Genomic DNA, 13,375 nt, shown 5'->3' on the forward strand with positions numbered 1-13,375 from the left:
CCGTGGTGGTTCAGGGCGCAGCAAGCATCACCCTGCCGGAAGTGGGCCTGTACACCGTCATCCATCTGCACAGTTGAACGGCAGGCTCCCCATGAACCAAATCCTCCACCCTGTTTCCGTCCGCTGCGGCCCCTGCGCGCCCGCAGCCCGCCCCGCCCGCAGGGAGCCGCTGCCATGAGTGAACGCCGCAACGCCCTCCACATCGCCCCCTCGGTCAAGGTCATGGGCGGCATCTCCGCCGTGCTCCGGTATTTGCAGGATTCGTCCCTGGCGCACAAATTCCGGCTGCGCTTCGTGGCCAGCCACAAGGACGGCTCCAAGCCCTTCAAACTCGCCGTGGCGCTGCTGGGCCTGTGCAAGACCCTGGCGGTGCTCGCCTGCACGCGCGTCGACATCGTGCACATCCACTGCGGCGACTTTCCGAGCCCCAAGCGCAAGTACTTCTATTTCAGGCTCGTCCGGCTCTTCGGGCCACGGGTCGTCCTCCATCTGCACGGCGCGCTGTTTCTGGAGCAATACGCGAAGCTTTCCCCCGCCTGGAAGGGCCGGATGCGGCACTTCTTCGAGACCGCCGACATGGTCCTGTGCCTTTCGCACAGCTGGGCCGCCAGCGTGCAGGAGCTCTTCCCCGGCGCGCGGCGCATGGTGGTGCCGAACGGCATTCCCCTGCCGGCTCTTGGCCCGGCGTCGGCGCGCGCTCACGATGCCCCGGTGCGCGTGACCTTCCTGGGGCTCATCGGCGCCAGGAAGGGCGTGTTTGATCTGCTGGAGGCCTGCGAAATCCTGATCAAGCAGGGGCTGCCCATCCGCCTGGCCATTGGCGGCAACGGAGAAGTGGACCGCCTGTTGAGCGAGATCGCCCCCTTCAAGGCAAGCATGCGGCATCTCGGCTGGATCACCGGAGACGCCAAGGAACGCCTGCTGCGCGAAACGGACATCTTCGTGCTGCCCTCCTACGGGGAGGGGCTGCCCATGTCCGTGCTGGAGGCCATGTCCTATGCGGTGCCGGTGATCACCACCACGGTCGGCGGTCTGCCGGAACTGATACGCGACGGGGAGTCGGGCTTCCTGGTGGAGCCGGGCCGGGTGGACCAGCTGGTGGACAGGCTGGGCCGCCTGACGTGCGACGCCGGGCTGCGGCGAGCCATGGGCGACGCGGCGCGGCGCACGGTGGAGCACCGCCACGGCATAGAGACCATGGCGCATCAGGTCTCAGAGGCCTACTGGCTGGCGGCGCGATGACACAATCAACACAGGGAGGCTTGATGCACAACGCGTGCACCATGGTCCAGGTGTCCGGGGTGCCCGTCACCTGCGGCACCTTCGACCAGGTTCTGGATGCGGTGGAGCGTTCCCTCGGCGCGGGCGAACGCCGCCGGTACATCTCCATCACCAACACCGAGTCCATGTACCACGCCCTGCGCATCGCGGAGCACGGGCGCTTCATCCGCGAGGCGGACTTCTCCCTGTGCGACGGCATCGGCTCGGTCATCGCCGGGTATGCCTGGGGCCACCGCGTGCCGCGCCTCAACGGGCCCATCTTCATGCTCAAGGCCATCGACCGCGGCCAAAGCCTGGGCTGGCGGCACTTCTTCTACGGCGGCGACGTTGGCGTGGCCGACACCATGGTGCAGAAGCTCCAGGCCGAGTTCCCGAAGCTTATATCCGTGGGCACCTATTGCCCGCCCTTCCGCGCACTGACGCCGGAGGAGGACGAGGCCGTGGTGCGGCAGATCCGCGAGGCCAGGCCGGACTTCATCTGGGTGGGCCTTGGGCTGCTGAAGCAGGAGGGCTGGATCGCCGCGCACCTGGACCAGGTGGACGCGCCCTGGATGGTGGGCGTGGGCGCGGCCTTCGACTACCACTCCGGCGCTGTGCCCTGGGCCCCGGCCTGGATCCAGGCCATCGGCATGGAGTGGCTGTTCCGCACCATCATCCAGCCCCGGCGGCGCATCCCGCGCTATTACTGGTCGTTCATCTTCATGTTCCAGTCCATCTGGGACGGGCTGAAGCATCGCTGCTCATCAACAACCCAAGGGAAGCATCATGATTAGAACCGGTCTCATTGGCCTTGGCAAGATGGGCATCTCCCACTGCGCCATCCTCGGCGCGCACCCCGACGTGGAGCTCGCAGGCATCTGCGACGCCTCCAAGTTCCACCTCATGGCCCTGGAGAAATACTCGCCCTTCCCCTGCTACTCCGACTTCAGGAAAATGCTCGCCGAAGCCCGGCTGGACTGCCTGTTCATCGCCACGCCCACCCGGCTGCACGCCGAGATGGCGCACAGCGCCATGGACCTGGGCCTGCACCTGTTTCTGGAAAAGCCCCTGTGCCTGAACATGGCCGAGGGCCGGGCCCTGGTGGAGAAGGCGCGGGCCAAGGGCGTCATCACCCAGGTGGGCTACCACAACCGCTTCATCGGCACCTTCAGCGAAGTGCGCAGGCTGCTGCAAAAGGGCGTGCTGGGCGAGGTGTACCACTTCCTGGGCGAGGCCTACGGCCCGGTGGTGCTGCACGGCAAGGGCAAGACCTGGCGCTCCAACCAGGCCGAGGGCGGCGGCTGCCTCTTCGACTACGCCACCCACGTCATCAACCTGCTGAACTTCTACTTCGGCATGCCCAGGCGTGTGGGGGGCACGGTGCTGCAAAGCGTCTACTCCCAGGGCGTGGACGACGCCGTATACTCGACCCTTTTTTACGACAACGGGCTGAGCGGCCAGATCTCCGTGAACTGGAGCGACGAGTCGCACCGCAAGATGTCCACGCAGATCACCATCCTGGGCAAGCTGGGCAAGCTCGTGTGCGACGCCCAGGAGCTCAGGATCTACCTGAACAAGGACAACCCCGAGGAGGGCCTGCGCCAGGGCTGGAACTTCAAGTGGCTCACCGGCTTGAGCCCGGAAGTGGCCTTCCACCTGCGCGGCGAGGAATACTCGGCCCAGGTGGACCACTTCATCCAGTGCGTCAAAGCGGGCCGCCCGGACCCCATCAATCCCATCGAGTCGGCCCTGGAGACCAACGCCGTGGTGGAACTGCTCCAGAACGACAGCCAGGATCGAGGATAAGCGCCATGGATACCGTCCTTTTCGGAGACAACCAGTTTTTCGCCATCAACCACCTTTCGGAGGAGCGCGCCCGGGCGCAGGCCATGCGCTTCCGCGACCTCGACGCGGTGATCCGCGTGCTGGACGACGCCTATGACCTGGGGGTGCGCACCTTCATGTGCACCACCCACGCGCGCATCGGCGACGTCTGCGACCACATGCGCGCCAATCCCGGCCGCTACCAGGGCTTCAAGATTCATCCGTGCATGCCCTATGCCCACAAGTACGCCAACGCCGTCACCGATCTGGGCGCCGTGGAGGCCCTGAAGAAGTTCCTGCCGGGCAGCATGCTGGGCACCCTGGCCAGGGGCGGCATGGCGCTGGCCACCCGCGACTTCGTGGCCATCATGAAGCTTCTGGTGGACGCGGAGATGAAGATGTTCCGCGGCATCGACACCCCGGTGATCTTTCTGCAGAACGTCATCACCGACCTGCTGCTGGGCCTGCGCATGAACGAGTTCTTTTCCGCCTTCGCCGACTATGTGCGCAAGGAGTACAAGGCCGAGCCCGGCTTCATCAGCATGAACATGCCGAAGCTGCTGGACGTGCTGGAAGGCTGCGGCGTGCAGAATCCCATCATCTGCAGCTCCATAAACAAGCTGGGCTTCCGCATGGGCGGCGGCCGCGAATTGTACGAGAAGACCATCGCCGAGCGGAGCTTCCGGCCCATCGCCATGCAGGTGCTGGCCGCCGGGGCCATCCCCCCGCGCGAGGCCATTGAGTACATCGGCGGACTGAAGAACGTGCACTCGGTGCTCTTCGGCGCCTCCGGCAAGGCCCACATCAGCCAGACCGCAGAGCTCATCCGAGAGCTCATCACCCCTGGTTAGGCCTTGGCCCGGGCTAGGCGGATGCGGCAGCGGCGCAGGACAGGCAAACGATGAACATGCGCACTCTCCGGCAGGCGGCGGCACGGCTGGGCGGCCTGCTGCCCGCGTCTGCGGGCCGGGAACCCGTCTCCTTCAAGGTGAACAACTTCGATCTGCTGCGCATTTTCGCCGCCACGCAGGTACTGATCTTTCACTCCTACAGCCAGTCCGGGGCGGCGGTCCCCGCCTGGCTGGCTCCGCTGATCCATTTCTCCGGCGTGCCGATCTTCTTCGTCATCAGCGGCTATCTCATCTCCGCGTCCTATGAGCGGAACAGCGATCCCGGCAAGTACTTCAGGAACCGCTTCCTGCGGATCTACCCCGGCATGTGGGCCTGCATCCTGCTGACCTTCCTGCTGACGCTGCTGCTGGGCTACCGCATGGCCCAGGCGCTGGACTACGCCTGGCTGCCCGCGCAGCTGGCCGGGGTCATCTTCACGCCCCCCTTCCTCAAGTCCTTTGGCATGGGCTCGTACAACGGCAGCCTGTGGACCATCCCGGTGGAGCTCCAGTTCTACCTCGTGCTCCCCCTGGCCTACAGGTTCTGCGGGCTGCGCAAGGGCGGGGCCGGACGGGCGCTGCTGGTGCTGGGCTTTTTCGCCCTGCTGCGGCTGGGGACGAACCACTTGTTGCCAAACATGGGCCTTGCCGCTGAGAACGGCGTGGAAAAGCTCTTCCGCTACACCTTTTTGCCGCATTTTTACCTGTTCATGCTCGGCGTGGCGTTGCAGCGGATGCAGATTTACAAGCTGCGGTTCATCGCGGGCAAGGGCGTGTTCTGGGTCGCGCTCTACTTATGCGCCAAGCTGCTGTTGCCCGTGGGGCCCGCCGTATCCGTGGCCACCTCGCTGCTGCTGGGCATCGCGGTCGTCTCCACGGCCTACACGCTGCCGAAGCTCAGCGGGATCCTGCTGCGCGGCCAGGACATCTCCTACGGCGTGTACATCTACCATTTCCTGTTCATCAATCTGCTGGCCGAGTACGGGCTGCGGCAGCACCCGAGCTTCGTGCCCATTATCCTGGCGGCCACCTGCGCGGCGGCGGCGCTCTCCTGGGTCCTTGTCGAGAAGCCTTTCCTGAAGAAAAAGCGCAGCGCGTTCCATGCGCTCCAGTGATCGCGCCGCGCAAGACGCCGCGCCCGCACAGCGACCGGCGGGCGATACCTCGGCGCAGACGGGCTATCTCAAAGGTCTGGCCATCATCGTCATCTTCTTCCATCACTACATCCTGGAGATCTTCCCGGGAACCTTCTCGCTCTACGGGCACCAGTTCGTCACGCTCTTCTTCATCCTGAGCGGCTACGGCGTGTTCTACTCCGTCAAGAAAGAGCTGGCCCAGGGGGCCCTGCGCGCGCTTCTGCCGCACTACCTGCTCAAGCGGGCGCTGCGCATCTATCCGCTGTACTGGCTCTGGCTGCTGCTGGGCCTGCTCAAGGGGAGCCAAAGCCTCGCGGAACTGCGCCTGTTCAACGACGTGCTCTTGCTGGGCTTCGAGGAATCGCCGCAATGGTTCCTGGTGCCGCTGGTGCACTGCTACATCCTGGCCCCGTTCATCTACCTGGCGGCCAGGCGCAACGCCGCCGTCTTCGGGGCCGGCCTCAGCATCCTCATGGTCTGCCTGCACCTGCTTCTGGTCTGGCAGGGCGTTCCGTCCAACAAAGCCGTGGCCTACCTGGGCGTTTTCGGCTCCCACCTGTACCTGTTCTCTCTGGGCGTGCTGCTGCATTTCCTGCCAGCGGCCAAGGGCGGCAAGGGCGCCTTGGCCTTGTGCACGCTGGCGGCCCTGGCCATGCTCTGCGCCTTCGACCAGCTCAATCCCCACTTCACTCCACTTGTGCTGGGAAACCCGGCCGCGAATTTCGCCGCACTCCTGGCCCCGGCGCTGTTCATTCACCGCTTCCTGCCTTTGAATCCGGCCTTCTTGCCGCTCAAGGCCCTCTTCCGTTACGCGGGGCGACACTCCTACGCCATCTTCCTGTTTCACGGAAAGTTCATCTACACCTTGAAGCACGCCCACCCCGCGCTTTCCACGCTCAGCAACGCGCTGCTGCTGGCCGCGCTGTTCTGCCTGTGCCTGCTGCTGTGCGCCGCGCTGGAGACCGCCAGCGGCTGGCTTGCGCGCGGGCTCATGGGCCGCTTCGAGGCTGACAGGGCCGCGCCGCGGTAGCCGGGGCGCAGTGATGGCGGGACGTCCGCCGGAAGGAGGTTACAGGGGCGGGCTCGGCTGCGCCGCGTCGAAGATGGTGAAGCGCGTGGTGGCCACGAAGGCGGTCTGTTTATCGATGCCCTGAACCGGAACAGCAAAATAGAGGTTCCGCACATCGCCCTTGGCGGAAAGCAGTCGTTCCGTCTGCAACATGCCGGGAATGTCCATGGTGATGGTGATGCGTACGCCGACCTTGCCTTGCTGAAGCACCACGACGTTTGCTTCCACCGTATGCCCACCCTGCAGCAGAGGCAGGTTCACCAGCCGGAATTCCTCAAACCCCTGGCCGTCCTGAAAGGAGACCTCATCGCGCAGGAGCACGCCGTCCTCGGCCAGGGTGACCAAACGGTTCACGCTGAAGCCGCCCGGATACTCGTAGGTCAGGGCATAGCCCCCGGCGCCGCGCTGCACCAGACTGCCACGACCTCCCACAGGGGAGCACCAGACGCCGCCCCTTTTGCCCAGGGGCGCGAAGAAATTTTTCGCGGCGTCGCCCTCGCGTGCGTAGAAGTCCGCAAAGCCCTTGCCATCGGGCCCGCCCGGCCCGCCAGGGCAGGAGATGAGATCCCCGAAACCCTTGACCCAGAAATGCTGAAAGGCCAGTCCGCAGTCCGCGTAGTAGCGGCTGCCCGGCTCTCCCGCGCTCAGGCAAAGAAAATAGCGCGGCATGTCGCAGGCCAGCCGGCCCGAGGGCGCGAAAAGCTGCGCGCCGTAGTGGGCGGGCACGGCCTGGGCAAGGGAGGGCGGCGGCGGGGTCACGGGCTTCAGCCGGGCGCACTCGGCCAGCCAGACGCCCAGAAAGGCGTTGTACACGGTCAGGTGATGGTAGTCGTACCAGCCGTAGCGCCGATCGTTGTCGTGGCCGTTGAGCACCAGGGGAAAGCAGCCTTCCGGCGTCGTGTACCGGCTGAGGTGGGCGAGGCAACGCTCCGCAGCCTCGTCGACGCGCTGCGCGTTGCCGCCCGCATGGGGCAGCCCGGCCTCCAGCACGTAAAGGGCCACGCCGTAGCCAAAAATCTGCTCATGGCCTCGGCCCAGGTAGTTGAAGTCCCCGTCGGGGGCCACAAAAGGCAGCAGATACTCCAGCCCGGCCAGGAACCGGCGCAGAAACCGCCGCTCCCCGGTGAGCAGGTACAGCTGGTGCAGCAGGGCCGTGGAAAAGGCGTGGTACTGGATGGGCCTGCTGGTGTGGCGCACGTCCTCAATGCAGCCGTCCTCAAGCTGGCAGCGCAGGCTCAGGAACAGGTTGTACCTGGCCCGGAGGGCGTCCGTCAGACCGCCGCACAGTTTCCGACGCAGCGTGGCGTTGTAGGCGCGCATGAACAGCCAGTTGACCGTCTTATGCCTGTTCTCCTTCCAGGCGCGCATGACGCCGAGGCCTCTGGCCCGCTCCGCCGTGGGGAGCGCGTCGCCCAGAAGCACAAGGGACTTGGCGAAGGCGTAGTTGTTGAAGTCCCAGTGGTAGGCCCAGCTGCCCTTGGCGTACTCCCCGCCGGAGGTCCTGGCGTGGAACTCCAGGGCCGCGCGGATGAGCGGCAAGCGCGCAGGGTCGGGGTCCGCCTGGTCGAGCAGGCAGCCCAGGAGCGCGAAATGCGTGGCGCTGTAGTGCTCCCCGGCCACCAGCCCGGTGAGCGGATCGCGAATGCCGCCCTGGTCGTAGCCAGGTTCCACGACTTGCCTCTCGGCCAGCCAGCCAAAGATGCCGCGCGCTAGCGCCGAATACTGTTGATGGCGCATGCCACGGCCTTTTTTCCGGCAGTAAGCCGCTGCGGAGTCACGAACAGCAGCAGGACGCTTTTAAGGATGACTTTGGCCACGCCCGCCGGGCTCTTCTGGTAGTGCACCTGGTGCCCGAAGCGCGCCAGGGCCTCACCAAGGCGCTGGATGCCTATGCCGCCCCTGATGATGCTCCGCTGCAGGGGCGAATTCTGCCGGATGCGCACCGCCGCTTCGTCCAGGCCCGCGCCGAGGATTCGGATGGCCGCAAGATCCGTGCTGCCGATGCCCGCCTGCTCGGCCAGGCGCAGGTGCCCCACCCGCCGGGGATCGACCCCCAGCATGGCCGCCATGACGGAGTCCGTGGCCACGGGATTGTTGCCGAAGAGCATGCGGTTCAGGGGCACGGCCTCGCCGTTGACCGGGCCGTTGCCCTCCATGCCGGGGTTGCCGTCAAGCACGCAGAGGTCCACGGGAATCAGCGCCGCCATGTCGGCCACCACCTTGTCGATGGACGTGTGGTAGACGCTCTTGTCGCTGACGGGCAGGCAGCCGAAGAGGTTCTTGGTGGCCCCGGTGACGGTGGTCATGTTGTGGGTCTTGATCTTGGCCAGGGAGATCATGAAGTCGCATTCGAACAGGCTCTCGGCCAGCTCCACCGTGGAGAAATACTGCCCGTTCGGACTGAGGCTGCGCAGGCGTCCGCGGCTCAGGTCGCACAGCGTCACCCCTGGGTGCCGGGCGGCCAGCCCCGGCAGGCCCTGGTGCTCGAACTTCAGGTAGGCGTAGCCGCCTGCGGTGCTGTCGGCCTCCATGATGCGGATCTCGGCCGTGGGGTTCATACGGCGCAGGGCCTGGATCAGCGTTTCCAGGAGCGCCTGGCCCACCAGCACGCCGGAGTCCGCCTCGCAGTGGTTGCCCGCCGCGAGGTTGGCCTTGATGCCTATGACCGTGGCCCTGGCGAGCTTGTGGGCCAGGCCCAGCGACGCCGTGATGTCCGCGAACCCGGCGGGGTCGAAACCTGTGGCCTTGAGTATGTGGACCTGAAAACCCATGTGATTACCGCTGCCTTGTTCCGGTGACAGTTTCGAGGCGGCGGGCCGCCAGAAGATAGTAGGCCACGGAATACGAGAAGATGATGGAGGCGCTGGTCTTGCCCGTTATGGCCCCCTCCGATGTGTAGGAGCCGATGCCTCCGCCCGCGAAGGGCACATGGGCGGGCACCTGCTGCGCCGTGCACCAGTCCAGCGCCTTGCGCGCCAGCTCCACCAGCCACTCCTGCGGGCGGCGCTCGTACAGGCGCAGGGCGTGGCAGGCGATGATCGGCACGGCCTTGGCATCCTTGCCGGACTCCGGCGAGAGCAGGCTGTAGTACCAGGAGCCGTCCGGGTTCTGCGTCTGCTGAAGCCTGCGCAGTGTCGCCTCGGCGATTTTGAGGAGTTCCCCGTCGGGCGCCACCTCGTGCGCCGAGAGCAGCCCATCCAGGGCCCAGGCCTGCCCCCGCGTGAACACGTGGCCCTTGCGCACCCGCATGTCGCCGCTGAAGGCGTTGAACAGGCCGTCCGGCCGGAGGAAGGCACGCACGAATGCGTCGATGAACGCCCGCGTCCAATGGGCGTAGGCGAAGTCGCGGGACTGCTCGTACAGGTCCCGGAACAGCGTGGTGGTGAAGGCGCAGTCCACGTACAGCCAGTCGCTGTTCCAGCGGTTGGAGCGGGCGTCGCAGCCCACGTAGACCAGGCCGTCGGGCCGCGTGCAGCGTTCCATGATCCAGCGGGCGATGCCTTGGGCGGCCTCCAGGCAGCGGCCGTCGGGATATAAGGAGTGCAGCGTCATCAGACCCTGGCTGCCCAGCATGGCCGCATCGTTGGGCGCTATCCAGCGCAGGATGCCCGAGGGCTCGGCCCGCGTGACGTCCCAGCGCACCTCATAGCCGCCGAGGTTCTCCCCCTGTTTGATCTGCAAGCCCAGCAAGGCCTCGCGCGCGGCCAAAAGCGAGGCCTCGATGCGCCCGGCATGCCGGGAGAAGCCGCGCTCGCCCGCCAGGGCCTTGACCACGATGCCGGAGGTCCAGATCCAGGAGGTGAGCCTGTAGGCCTGGGCCTCCAGGTCAAAGGCGCACTGGTAGGTGCCGTTGTACCTGCCGCCCGGCATGTGAATCTGGGAACGCAGCAGGTACTCCACCGCGGCCTCCATGGGGGAAGCCTGCCCTGCCTCACCCGGCGCGGGGACGATGGCCGCGATGGGCCTGCCCGACGGCAGGGCGAAGCCCGGCGCCACCTCAAGGCGAAAATCCCGCAGGTACCGCTGATGGTACTGCAGCAGCTGCCGCGAGTGACACGGATAGAGGTAGACGTTCCTGGCGCCCACGCCCGGAGGAAAGGCCACCACGTTCTCGTGCTGGAGAAAGAGGCCGGGGTTGCAGATCAGGAAGGCGTTGCCATCCGCCGCGTGGGCCCCGAAGGGCTCGCAGGCGACGCCGTTCACGTGGCAGCCCTTGAGCGCCGCGATGTTCCGCACCCCTTGCAGGTGAATGATCACCGCGTCCGTCATGCTTGGCGGAAAGTAGAGGATGGGCACGAACACCGTGGACTTGGGGCGCTCGTCCAGAAACCGCCGGACCAGACTCCTCATGGCGCCCAGGACCAGCCGGGGCTGGCGGCCCTTGGCCGCGCGCTGCTGGTCCGGCAGCACGAGATGGGCGCTAATGCGTGCGGGTTGCATAGGTGTCCGTGTAGAGGTTGAGGTGCGTGCGCGCCATGGCCGCGCCAGTATGCCGCTCTTCGTAGCGCAGCCTGCCGTTGGCCCCCAGCCTGGCGGCCAGGGCGGGGTCGGCGATCAGGGACAGGAGGCTGTCCCGCAGGGCCTGCCTGTCGCCGGGCGGCACCAGGCGGCCGGTCTGGCCGTCCTGCACCAGCAGGGGCACGGCCCCCACCGGCGTGGCCACCACGGGCAGCCCGTGGGCCATGGCCTCCAGAATCACCATGGGCATGCCCTCGGAATACGAGGGCAGCACAAAGACCGCGGCCCCGGCGTAAAGCCCGGGCAGCTGTTCGGGCGGCAGGGGCCCGGTCAGCCGGACGTTTCCGGGAAGCGTTGCCGGGGTGATATCGGGCGTGCTCTCCCCCACCAGCAGGAACTCGACGTCCGCTCTGGCCGCGAACGCGCGCGAGCCCGCCACGGCGACCAGATCCTGAATTCCCTTGCGGGCGTTCAGGGCGCCGACAAAGAGAATGCGCCTCGGCCCGCCGCAGGCCGGGGCCGGAGCCTGCGGCCCCAGGTCCACGCCGTTGGGGATGACGCAGGTCCGCACGCCCGGGGCGAAGGAGCGCAGGGCCTCCTGTTCCAGTTCGTCCAGGGCGATGACGCGCGTGGCCGCCAGCAGGGCCTGCCGCACCAGCCGCTGATAGCCCCAGGGCCACCGCTGCGTGCGCATGAGGTCCAGTCCGCCATGGGCGGTGAGCAGCGACGGGCGCTGGCCCGCCAGGCGCAGCAGGGGCACTATGCTGTTGGGCCAGAAGGTGTGGCAATGCAGCAGGTCGCTGCCGAGCAACGGGCGCAGGGAGCCGATGCACCGGGCCGTGAAGGGGAAGTAGCCGCCCACAAGGGGGCGCAGGCAGTGGCTTAAAACCTTGCCCACCGGAGAGGGAAAGACTGCCGGATTCTTGGCGGCAGCCCCCTCAGACCAGCCCTCCGCCCTGCTGTCCGGGCGGGCATGGTGCACGGAGAACTCCACCCGCCCAGCAAGGTTCCTGATGATGGTGTCTATGACCGTGACGACGCCCGTCACATGCGGGTGATAGTGGTTGCAGAGCATGGCGACCTTCATGCGGCGGCGCCGTCCGAGTCCAGGATCTTCGTGTAGCAGCGGATCACCCCGCCTGCCAGGCCGAACAGATAGCCGAAGATGTACAGCTGGTAGTGGAAGTAGCGTACGAACTCGATCTTGGTTTCATTGATGAGGAAGATGGCGATGCTGATGATGAGCACGTTGAGCAGGCGCGTCATGTGCTCGTGCACAGGTGAATCCGCCACCCGGCGCTTCAGCCGGTACAGGCGCACCAAAATCGATACGGCCATGGCGTAGAAGGCGAAGAGCGCAGGCACGCCGCCCGTTTCCATCAGCGTAAGAGGCAGGCTGTGGGGATACCCGGCCACGGAAGGATCCGGCAGCCTGGAGCCCGCCAGGAGGGTGGCGTCTCCCGCGGCGATGGCCTTGTAATACCAGTTTCCGCGCGGGTTCGGCCCCTCGCCGAGCAGCCCCACCTTGCTGATGAGCTTGCCGTGGATGGTCCAGACGCTGGCCCGGGTGTCCGGAATGAAGTTCTTGTTCAGGGTCGTGTCGGAGAGGCGCTGCACCAGGGCGTCGGCCTTGTCGATCTTGGTGCCGCTGGAGATGAACTCATAGGAGATGAGCGCCAGCGGCAGGAGAACGACGGCCAGCGCGGTGGCCTTCACGGCATTGGCCAGCCTGTTGGATTCCAGCATCCACCACAGCATGAGCCCCAGCAGCAGCGATACCGGTCCGCCGCGCGTTCCCGTGAGCAGCATCATCACCAGGATGAAGCAGCAGGTGCAGATGAGCTTGAGCTTCGAATCCCTGAAGCGATACACGGCCAGCGGCAGCATGTATGAAAGGTACTCGGAATAGATCTCATACTCCCGCCAGGGGCCGCGCACCCTGTGCAGGCCAACACTGTACGGGAAGAAGAAATACTCGACGATGGCGAAGAACGAGTAGAGGTACAAGACGGCCATCAGCCCCTTGGTGATGGAGGAGATGTGTTCCTCGGTATCGATGGCGTTCGACACGAAGACGTACATCAGCAGGCAGCAGATGTACTGGAACAGCATGGACAAATGCGTGACGAGAACCTTTGAGGACGCGATGAACAGCGACGGGACAAAGGACATGATGAACACGAAGATGTACACCGCCGTCGCATCGACGACAAGCCGCTCGCTCTTCTTGAACAGGACGTATGAGAAGAACAGGACCAGCACGATCCCGGCGTTCATGATGTTCGTGCCGGTGAGGTAGATGGTGAACGGCAGGATGTACAAATAGCCAAGCACCATCTGAAGCGTTGAAGCGGCGAGGACTCCGACCGCCAGGACCAAGGCCAGGACGGCGACCGCCGCCCCCTTGATGTACGGATTGCTGATGGCCATGCCGCCAAGGAGCAGGTCTTCGTTCAACTGCGCCATGCCGACTCCACGGGTAAGAGAACCGCTGCCATGCTCGCGCCTACCGCCCGATGCCGTAGTGTTTGAGGCCGAATCGGGCCAGAAGCTCCGGCTGGTACAGGTTGCGGCCGTCGAAGATCACGCGGCCGGAGAGCGTGCGCGCCATGCCCGCGAAGTCCGGGTTGCGGAACTGGTTCCAGTCCGTCACCACGGCCAGGGCGTCGGCCCCGTCCAGGGCCTCGTACTGGCCGGAAACCAGCTCCACCAGGGCGTTTCCGGAAAGCTCGGCCTCG

At 66.0% G+C, this 13,375-nt stretch carries 12 protein-coding genes; 6 read left to right on the top strand and 6 right to left on the bottom strand.

Going from position 1 to position 13,375, the window contains the following annotated elements; translation table 11 throughout:
* Positions 1 to 174: 174 nt before the first annotated feature.
* Genes VN419_RS10860 through VN419_RS10885 form a run of 6 tightly spaced genes read left to right on the top strand, consistent with a single transcriptional unit; the run spans position 175 to position 6,140 of the window.
* A complete protein-coding gene (locus VN419_RS10860) occupies positions 175 to 1,242 on the top strand; it encodes a glycosyltransferase family 4 protein (RefSeq protein WP_325647251.1) in 1,068 nt (355 codons plus the stop codon).
* 23 nt (positions 1,243 to 1,265) lie between these two features.
* The gene (locus VN419_RS10865; RefSeq protein WP_325647252.1) at positions 1,266 to 2,054 is read left to right on the top strand and encodes a WecB/TagA/CpsF family glycosyltransferase; all 789 of its coding nucleotides are present in this window, start codon (positions 1,266 to 1,268) and stop codon (positions 2,052 to 2,054) included.
* Positions 2,047 to 3,066 (top strand): Gfo/Idh/MocA family oxidoreductase, encoded by a 1,020-nt coding sequence (locus VN419_RS10870; RefSeq protein WP_325647253.1) that lies wholly within the window; start codon positions 2,047 to 2,049, stop codon positions 3,064 to 3,066. Before VN419_RS10865 ends, VN419_RS10870 begins: the two co-directional genes overlap by 8 nt.
* A gap of 5 nt (positions 3,067 to 3,071) precedes the next feature.
* Positions 3,072 to 3,935, top strand: a complete 864-nt coding sequence (locus VN419_RS10875; protein WP_325647254.1) for a hypothetical protein — start codon at positions 3,072 to 3,074, stop codon at positions 3,933 to 3,935.
* 50 nt (positions 3,936 to 3,985) lie between these two features.
* Entirely contained in the window at positions 3,986 to 5,089 is a 1,104-nt protein-coding gene (locus VN419_RS10880; protein WP_325647255.1) for an acyltransferase, read from the top strand.
* The gene (locus VN419_RS10885) at positions 5,076 to 6,140 is read left to right on the top strand and encodes an acyltransferase (protein WP_325647256.1); all 1,065 of its coding nucleotides are present in this window, start codon (positions 5,076 to 5,078) and stop codon (positions 6,138 to 6,140) included. Before VN419_RS10880 ends, VN419_RS10885 begins: the two co-directional genes overlap by 14 nt.
* Before the next feature lie 39 nt (positions 6,141 to 6,179).
* On the opposite strand, the gene VN419_RS10890 is transcribed toward VN419_RS10885, so the two are convergent.
* The 6 genes from VN419_RS10890 to VN419_RS10915 all read right to left on the bottom strand — a co-directional run.
* Positions 6,180 to 7,916: a hypothetical protein gene (locus VN419_RS10890; protein ID WP_325647257.1), complete on the bottom strand. Its 1,737-nt coding sequence runs from the start codon at positions 7,914 to 7,916 to the stop codon at positions 6,180 to 6,182.
* Positions 7,889 to 8,950 carry a DUF362 domain-containing protein gene (locus tag VN419_RS10895; RefSeq protein WP_325647258.1) on the bottom strand — a complete coding sequence of 354 codons (1,062 nt, stop codon included), beginning with the start codon at positions 8,948 to 8,950 and terminating at the stop codon, positions 7,889 to 7,891. Before VN419_RS10895 ends, VN419_RS10890 begins: the two co-directional genes overlap by 28 nt.
* A gap of 4 nt (positions 8,951 to 8,954) precedes the next feature.
* Positions 8,955 to 10,619 carry a hypothetical protein gene (locus tag VN419_RS10900; RefSeq protein ID WP_325647259.1) on the bottom strand — a complete coding sequence of 555 codons (1,665 nt, stop codon included), beginning with the start codon at positions 10,617 to 10,619 and terminating at the stop codon, positions 8,955 to 8,957.
* Positions 10,600 to 11,724: a glycosyltransferase family 4 protein gene (locus tag VN419_RS10905; protein ID WP_325647260.1), complete on the bottom strand. Its 1,125-nt coding sequence runs from the start codon at positions 11,722 to 11,724 to the stop codon at positions 10,600 to 10,602. The genes VN419_RS10900 and VN419_RS10905 overlap by 20 nt, the downstream gene beginning before the upstream one ends.
* Positions 11,721 to 13,103 (bottom strand): hypothetical protein, encoded by a 1,383-nt coding sequence (locus VN419_RS10910; protein ID WP_325647261.1) that lies wholly within the window; start codon positions 13,101 to 13,103, stop codon positions 11,721 to 11,723. Before VN419_RS10910 ends, VN419_RS10905 begins: the two co-directional genes overlap by 4 nt.
* A 40-nt stretch (positions 13,104 to 13,143) precedes the next feature.
* A partial coding sequence (locus VN419_RS10915) for a UDP-glucose/GDP-mannose dehydrogenase family protein (RefSeq protein WP_325647262.1) occupies positions 13,144 to 13,375 on the bottom strand: 232 nt, incomplete at its 5' end.

The sequence above is a fragment of the Humidesulfovibrio sp. genome (genome assembly GCF_035560995.1).
Classification (GTDB): Bacteria; Desulfobacterota; Desulfovibrionia; order Desulfovibrionales; family Desulfovibrionaceae; genus Humidesulfovibrio.